The sequence below is a fragment of the Pseudomonadota bacterium genome (assembly GCA_022361155.1).
In the GTDB taxonomy this organism is placed as follows: domain Bacteria; phylum Myxococcota_A; class Polyangia; order Polyangiales; family JAKSBK01; genus JAKSBK01.
Map to the genome: position 1 here is coordinate 1 of JAKSBK010000436.1, position 5331 is coordinate 5331.

A 5331-nucleotide genomic window follows, 5' to 3' on the forward strand; every position below is an offset into this window, starting at 1 on the left:
AACCACGTTGACGACGACTGCGACGGCTCGCTGGACGAGGCCTTGATGCGCCCGTGCGGCAGCGATGTCGGAGTGTGCCAGGCGGGCAGCGAAACCTGTGCCGCCGGGACGTGGGTCGACTGCAGCGCCATCGGCCCCAGCCCCGAGCGCTGCAACGACCTGGACGACGACTGCGACGGCTCGCTGGACGAGGGCCTGCGCTGCGCGCCGCCCTGCGAAGAGGGGATCGCGGCCGGTTGGGGCCACACCTGCGCGCGCCTCGAGACGGGCGAGGTCTGGTGCTGGGGCGCGGACCTATCCGGGCAGCTGGGCACTGGCAAGGGGGACCCCAGGGACTGGCACGTTCCCGTGCCGGTCAAGGCGGCCATCACCGGTGCGCTCGACGTAGCAGCAGGCGCCAGCAAGACCTGCGCCCGCCTTGAGGCAGGCGAGGTCCGGTGCTGGGGCCACCAAGTGGTCGGGTTCGAGGGTATCACGCCGATTCTGGTTCCCGGGGTGATGCACGCAAGCGAGATCAGCATTGCTGTAGACCACATCTGCGCGCGCCTCAGGGGCGGCGAGCTCATGTGCTGGGGCAAGAACCTGTACGGCCAGCTCGGCAACGGTGCTCAGACCCGGCTTCTCGAGTTGCCCGTTTTCGTCTCCGGCGTCCGCGACGCCGTGAGCGTGCACGCGGAGCGCAGCCGCAGCTGCGCGTTGCTGCGCACGGGCCAGCTGAGCTGTTGGGGCCTCGTCAACGGTGAGCTGGCCCTTGCGCCGGTGACCGTGGTGACCCTCGCGAATGCAGCGCAGATCAGCTTCGGCGAGCACCACACCTGCGCGCTGCTGGTCAACGGGCAGGTCCAGTGTTGGCAGACAGGCCCCCGCAATCGCATGCCGGAGACCGTGGCGAACCTCGACGGTGCCGCCGAGATCGGCCTGGGTGCGTTCCACACCTGCGCGCGCTTGCGCAGCGGACAAGTCCGGTGTTGGGGCTCGAACCAAGAGGGGCAGCTCGGCGATGGCTCCCTCGTGCCGAGCGGGACGCCCGTGACGGTCTCCGGAATCACCGACGCGGTCGATCTGGCGGTGGATGCCTTTCATAGTTGTGCGCGGCTCGGGACGGGCGAGCTCATGTGCTGGGGCAGAAACAAGTCGGGGCAGCTCGGCGATGGAACCACGATACAACGTGCAACGCCTGTCCGGGTCAAAGGCTTGAAAATGACCGCCTGCCGCCCATCAAACTAGCTAGTGCCCAACGGTGAAGCCCCGCGGCGGCGTGAGCAACGACGAGGCCTTCTTCTGCGTCGAACAGATCAACTCCGACGGCGGCACGGGCGACCACGACAACCTGGCAGCACGCAGCCCGCGCCAGCGGCAACTGCTACGAGGACAACATCTTCACGACGTTCTTCTCGTTGATCGGAGTGCTGCCCCCTTGCACCCCCTAGCGTCCGATCTTCCGCCGCCGAGCATGGTTTATCTGGATGAGACTCGGCTTGGAGACCACCGGTTCATCGGTGGGCCATTGCCGGCTGAACGCGTTGCCGTCGTGGGGGTGCTGGATGGCGCAGAAAAAAGTGCGGTTGTCTCCAGAAAACTCGGGTCCGCACACTTCCGCACCCGGTACGCCTGACAAAAACTGGCGCAGCAGGCCGCGGTCTCGGCCTTCGACGGGCACGGCGAACACACCGTCGTTCTGGCCGAAGCCGGCGCTGCCGCTGAAGAACTGCCCGTCGGTCGAGATCCACAGGTTGCCGCTGTCGTCGAACACGATGTTGTCCGGGTCGGAGATCGGGCTGACACCGGCCGCGATCGGGTCCGCTAGACCACCGAACTTGGTCTCATCGGCAGCCACCGCCGGGTTGCCGCACTTGATAAAGATGTTCCAGGTGAAGCTCAGCGCCGCAGCGTCGTCCCCATCTTCCTTGAGCTCGACGATGTGACCGTGCGGGTTGGGCGAGCGCGGATTGGCTTCGTTGCCCTGGGTGCGCTTCGAGTTGTTGGTCAGCGTCACGTACACGTAGCCGGTCTTCGGGCTGACATCGACGTCCTCGGGTCGATCCATGGGTGTCGCGCCGAGCACATCCGCTGCACCGCGTGGGTCCAGCAGCACCTCCTGCTGGTTGGCGTAACCGGCCACATCCAGCGGGTTGCCGGCAGCCCAGACGAGCGGCAGCCACTCACCGCTGCCCATTTCGTCACCGATCGTGTGGCCGGAGCCAAAGTGCGCCACGTACAGGATGCCCTCGTCGAGCAGGTCCATGTTGGCCGTACGGTCGCCAGCCTGGAAGCGCCCGCTGGAGACGAACTTGTAGACGTATTCGAAGCGTGCGTCGTCCCCGGAATAGCAGACCGCGCGCCCGTCTTTGGCCAAAACGCTCACGGCGCCTTCGTGCTTGAAGCGGCCAAGCGCGGAACGCTTCTTCGGCGTGGAGCTGGGATCATAGGGATCGATTTCCACCACGTAGCCGTAGCGGTGGTACTCGTTCTGGTCGCTCGATAGATCGAAGCGCGAATCGAAGCGTTCCCACTTGCGACGGCTCTCGCCGGACGGGGCCTTGATGCGACGGCTCAAATGGTTCGCCGGGTCCGCGGCGTCGAAGTGCGCAAAATACTGGTCGAAGTTCTCCTCGCACGTCAACAGCGTGCCCCAGGGCGTGAAGCCGCCAGCGCAGTTGTTGAAGCAGCCGAGGACGGTCGTGCCGCTCGGGTCGCGGCTGGTCTGCACGTAGCTCGAGCCGCGCAACGGCCCTGCGATCTGCATGGGTGTGGTGCCCGTGATGCGCCGGTTGAAGGGCGAGCTACGCTCGAACTCCCACTTGGCGCTACGCTCAGACTCCTCGCGCTCGTCGTCCATGTCGTCCATATCGTGGGCGCGCCCGCGCAGGACCAGCTCCGCCACCGTGACGCCGTGAGCCTCGATTTCGACGGCTACCTGCTCGGCGCTGGGGTTGCTCGAGTCGTAGGCAGGAAACATGTCGCCTCCCTTCGTGTACTCGTGGTTGACACAAATGAGCGCATGCTCGCTGAAGCGCTGTTTGCTACTCCGAAACTCTCTTCCAAGCCACTGCGCGGCGCGTGCGCCAAGCTCCCCGCTGCGTTGCAGCGAACGCCGTACGTACCAGGGTAGCGGAAACCAAACCACAAGGTCGGCGTTGAAGCCGAACTGGCGGGACTGGCTTGCGGCGCTTTGGTTATCGAGGTCCAGGGCCGGGGCGTTCGGAAACAACGGGTCGCCCCAGCGCAGAAGCACGTCGACTTCGTAGCCGGCAGGAACGACCACGTCTGGTTCGTTGCCTGGCATGACGGTTTCGAACCGAAGCTCCCCGTGCCCTCGGGCGGCGTTGGTCGCCACGGCGCGGCGCGGCTTGAGCAGCGCTGGTGCCACCACGAGCGCTGCACCCGCGGTCATGCCCTTGAGCATGCCCCGCCGCGCCAGCGCCCGGTTCAGCACGTTCTGGAAGTACTCGCCGCTCGCCCGTTCGGATCCACCCTGCGGTTCGGATGCGCACTGCCGTTCGGATCCACCCTGCGGTTCGGATGCGCACTGCCGTTCGGATCCACCCTGCGGTTCGGATCCACCCTGCGGTTCGGATCCACCCTGCGGTTCGGATCCACCCTGCGGTTCGGATCCACCCTGCGTGTTCCGCTGCTCGCACGCCGCGTCGGACCTTGGCTCTTGTTGCATTCCTGGCCTCTGTAGTGTGCCTCGCCCGCAACGACTGCCGCGCGAGCACTGCTACTATGGCGAGCCAACGTGGCGCTCGAATCACACGAACGTGTCATGAATGGCAAAAGAATCGAGGACAGCCGTGCCTGCAACTCCGTTTTTCCGCTTCGCGGTGCTTTTGGGAAGGGAGGCCCGGGAAACAGCCGTGACCGCCCAGGAGGCGCGGAGGCAGGCAACCCAAACATGCAGGCCCGTGGGTCGGGACGTTTTGCGGGGGCCTAGCGCGTGCCAACCCGCATGCCAGTTCACTCGCCGGGCTGGCGCGCGCGTCGAGGCCGGCGTGCGTGCGCGTCTAGGCTCCGCTCGCGAGCTCAAGCGGTACTAGGTCTAGGGCGAAAAACATGGCGGCTGTCCCTGCTCGCCGCAGCCATAGCCCGGGTTCTGCAAGAGCATGGGTGCCTTATCTATTTCACTTCTTGGTATAGGCATCCGGTAGTGTTTGGTTGGATCGAAGGATCTACCCGGTATGGGGTCCTTTGTCTCATAGTCATACACCGGCACGCCACCCGGGCCTATTGTGATCGTGACGCCTCTCGCTGGGCCGGCCAGCACGTGCTCGGCGATCTTCCAGCGTAGGATGTCAAAGAACCTGTGGCCTTCGATAGCCAGCTCGACCCTTCTCTCCTGACGGTATCGCTCTACCAGCGCCGGGCCGCTCTCCAATGCTATGTCTGGCATTCCCGCCCTGGCTCGTGTCTTGTTCATCCATATCTTCGCGTTGACCTCGTCCCCCAACGCGAGCAGCGTCTCCGCATAGTTGAGGTAAAGCTCCGCCTTCCTGAAAAAGGGCCACGGTGTCGTACTTTTTATCGTTTCGCTAATCGGCTCGCTCTCGTCCAAATACTTTCGCGTGTAGTAGCCGGTGTGGGTTCCATTCCAGTGCTGCACCGGTCCTTCCTTGGTATCCAGGCCACCGTTGAACGTCTCGATAGGGCGCCCTTTCCACATCGCGCCGTTGAAATTGATCGTGGCGTAGAATCGCGGGTCCCGATTGACGTAGGGATTCTGAGGGTCATATCCGCTAGCCGGATCGGTGATCGGCAGCCCGTTGCTCATGTCGTAGGCGTCCACCAGGGCCTGCAAGGGCGTGTTGCCACCCCACCCGTTATGTCCGTTCGGATTGTTAGAGAGATTGACGATGTGCCCCTGGCCGGTGCCACCCCCGACAAAGTACCGCGCCCAAAGCGTCTCCGTCGTCACCGAAAGGAAGACCTCGCCATAGTCAGGATGCAGCGCCTGATCGCCAAGTGCGTCGATTGCCGCCCTGGTGGCATCGTGCGCTGCTATCCACTTTCCCGGGTCATTCAATGGGTTGTTCAACAAACTCGCCGCGTAGAGCAGAACCCTCGACTTCAGGGCCATGGCCGCGATCCCCGTTGCCTTGCCTCCATTGCGGGTCGGCGGAAGAACGGCAATCGCCGCGTCCAGGTCCCCAACAATCCTGGCCACCACCTCATCATACGTGCTTCTCGCGATGGCGTGAAACCTCTGCGTGTCCCGAGTCGTCAGCACCTCGTCGATCAGCGGCACACCCCCGTACCACCGGACCAAATCTGCATAGACCCAGGCCCGAATGAACTGCATCTCCGCGATCAATTGCGCCTTCCGCTCCTGCTCCA

Annotated in this window: 3 protein-coding genes; 1 reads left to right on the forward strand and 2 read right to left on the reverse strand. The window is 64.4% G+C overall.

Annotated elements, in window-relative coordinates; genetic code table 11:
- Positions 1–1227: hypothetical protein (locus MJD61_16620; protein MCG8556886.1), on the forward strand; the 1227-nt coding region annotated here is incomplete at its 5' end.
- A 199-nt stretch (positions 1228–1426) separates the two neighbouring features.
- Here MJD61_16620 and MJD61_16625 read toward each other — a convergent pair.
- Both MJD61_16625 and MJD61_16630 read right to left on the reverse strand, forming a co-directional pair.
- On the reverse strand, positions 1427–3670 hold the full coding sequence (locus MJD61_16625; GenBank protein ID MCG8556887.1) for a DUF839 domain-containing protein: 2244 nt from the start codon (positions 3668–3670) through the stop codon (positions 1427–1429).
- A 369-nt stretch (positions 3671–4039) separates the two neighbouring features.
- The coding region (locus MJD61_16630) for a RagB/SusD family nutrient uptake outer membrane protein (GenBank protein MCG8556888.1) at positions 4040–5331 on the reverse strand (1292 nt) is incomplete at its 5' end.

Bases quoted from the DNA above. Each gene is read 5' to 3' on its own strand.
- MJD61_16625 (MCG8556887.1), bottom strand. From the start codon at position 3,670: ATGCAACAAGAGCCAAGGTCCGACGCGGCGTGCGAGCAGCGGAACACG.